The following is a 2,585-nucleotide window of genomic DNA, read 5'->3' as shown; positions in this document are numbered from 1 at the left end:
ACCAATTTATTGCAACCGCAGTAGGACAGCCTTAAGTCCGACAGGCTGCTAGTGCCTGTTGGTGTCGATGGATCAGTTTGCTTTCATTCTTCCTTCCAGAGTTCAGTGATTTTCGCAGTGTGGTAAAAACGACCATCATCTGACATGAAATTGGTAGTCACCAGAAAGCGGCTATCGGCACTGAAGCTGGCTGAGAGTACCGTGCCATCGTGACAGATAGTGATTTCTTTTTTCCATGATGCATCGTCTTTCAGGGTATGGATTTTTGCCTTCCTGTCCATAGTGAAGGTCACCACAAAGCGGCCATCGGTGCTGAAGGTGGCTGAACAAAAACAGACCCAATCTCTATGAAGGGTAGTGGTGTCTTCTTTCCATGATCCATTGTCATTGTGGCTATGAATTTTTGCCGCCCTGTCGATACTGGTGGTCACCATATGTCGGCTATCGGGGCTGAAGGTGGCTGAGAGGACTTTATGGTAGTGGTAGACAGTAATTTCTTCTTCCCATGATGCATCGGTCTTTTCGCCATAGATTTTAGCCGTATTATCGTCACTGGCGGTCACCAAGTGGCATCCATCGGCGCTGAAGGTGGCTGAGTTGATCCGATCTTCATGGGCAATGATGGCTTTTTTTAGCCATCGTCCGTTGTCCTGCTTGCCATAGATTTTAACCAGGTCATCCCTGCCAACAGTCATCACATGGCGGTCATCGGGGCTGAACCTGGCTGATTGGATTGGACCATCGCTGTCGATATGGCTGATGGTGAATTCTTTTTCCCATGACCCATCGTCCTGTTGGGCATAGATTATTGCCGTACAATCTTCACTGGCGGTCACCACACGGCGGGCATCGGGGCTAAATGTAGCTGAGTTGATAGCGTCATCATGGGAAATGGTGGCTTTTATTTTCCATGATCCATTGGCTGACCTGCCAGTGATTTTTACCACGTTATCTTTACCGACAGTCACCACATGGCGGTCATCGGAGCTGAAGGTGGCTGATTGGATCGGACCATTGTGGCTAATGGTGGCTTCTTTTTCCCATGGTCTATCGTCCTTTTGGGCAAAGATTTTTGCCGTACCATCTTCACTGGCAGTCACTATATGGTGGCTATCAGTGCTGAAGGTGGCTGAATTGACCTTGCCAGTATGTTGAACGGTCAGTTTTTTTGTCCATGATCCATCATCCTCTTGGCTAAAGATTTTCGCCTTGTGATCCGTACTGGCGGTTATTAAACGACAGTTGTCGCTACTGAAACTGGCTGATTTGACTGTACCATTGTGTCGGATAGTGACCTCTTCTTCCCATGATCCATCGGCCTTATGGCCATAGATTTTCGCTGTACAATCGTTACTGGCGGTCACCACACGACGGCTATCGGGGCTGAAGGTGGCCGAGTTGATCCTAAGGTCGTGGGGAATGTTGGCTTTTGTAATGGGGTGAATTATTTTTCTCAAGATATTGACGTACCGTGAGTCATCTGAAACCTTACTGTTGTGCCTGCAAAGTTGGACAAAATGGTACAAAGCTTCATAACCTGTTTCTGTCGTATTCCATTCCTTAACAGCTCTATTTGCACTGTCTAACGAATGACAATTGCCGTATTTTTTTAATAGCTTGTTTAAATTGTTAAGTTTTTCTTTTAAGTTATTTAATTCTGATCGACATACAGGGCAAGTTAAAACTGAAAGATGAGGTAGCTCTCTTTGGAGCCACAGATTTAAACAAAGCACGTGAAAAATGTGATTGCATGGCGTTTTCACTAATCTTGCTGTACGTGAAAAGTGCTTACGACATATTGGGCACTCATTATCGGTAATTTGTGCATGTTTCACCTTATCCACTTTAAATGCATTATCGCGGAAAGCATTGATATTCATGTAATCATCCATTGTTTTCCTGGCAGGTACAGCGATGGCTCTACCCGCTCTGGTAAAGGATGGCGTACTTCCCAAACGCGTTTGATGATTACCACAGGATTGTCTTGTCTTTAATCCTTTTTGGCGCAGCACATTAGGCTGATGATTATGGGCGCGCCGCTTTGGTCTTGCTCCCTGCTGTGAGTATCCAGAGCCAGAGGCACTGTCGAAGCTATGAACTTGGCCGGTGGAACTGATTTCAGGCTCACGGGGTGAAGGGTCGGTATGCAACTGAATTAACCCTTCATTTAAGAAATGTTGTAATTCATGAAACGATGGGTGTTGGTGAAATTGCATAAAAGTATTTGAAAAAGAACTGGCAGATGTCAATGATTGTGCAGCAATTATAATCTCATGCGTTACCGCTGAATCTGATATTTGTCCTAACAGATGACGAATAAGTTCAAGTGGGTTTGAGTAGAACAGAAATAATTGAACGAAGTACTCAATAAAACAATATTTTTCAAATTGTCCTATAGGTGGCTGCTGGTCAGATTGATTGACCCTGTGGATTATATCCTGAACAATCTTATACAAAATATTCAGGTTGTTGTCGCCAGCTTTGGGTAGTGGTCGGTCAGGTGGAATGATCGGTCGTAGTGCAGACAGCTTGTCAGGGTCATTCAAAGTCCGTGTTTTATCGGTTGTAGCTTCTATCAACTGCTT

General features: G+C 44.9%; 1 protein-coding gene. It reads right to left on the bottom strand.

Translation table 11 applies throughout. From position 1 onward, the window contains the following. Window positions 1–83: 83 nt before the first annotated feature. On the bottom strand, window positions 84–2,585 hold a 2,502-nt coding region (locus tag KDK17_RS18990; protein WP_257288814.1), incomplete at its 5' end, for an RING finger domain-containing protein.

Source organism: Endozoicomonas sp. SESOKO2 (genome assembly GCF_024606245.1).
Classification (GTDB): domain Bacteria; phylum Pseudomonadota; class Gammaproteobacteria; order Pseudomonadales; family Endozoicomonadaceae; genus Endozoicomonas_A.
This window is presented reverse-complemented; position numbering and strand designations above follow the sequence as displayed.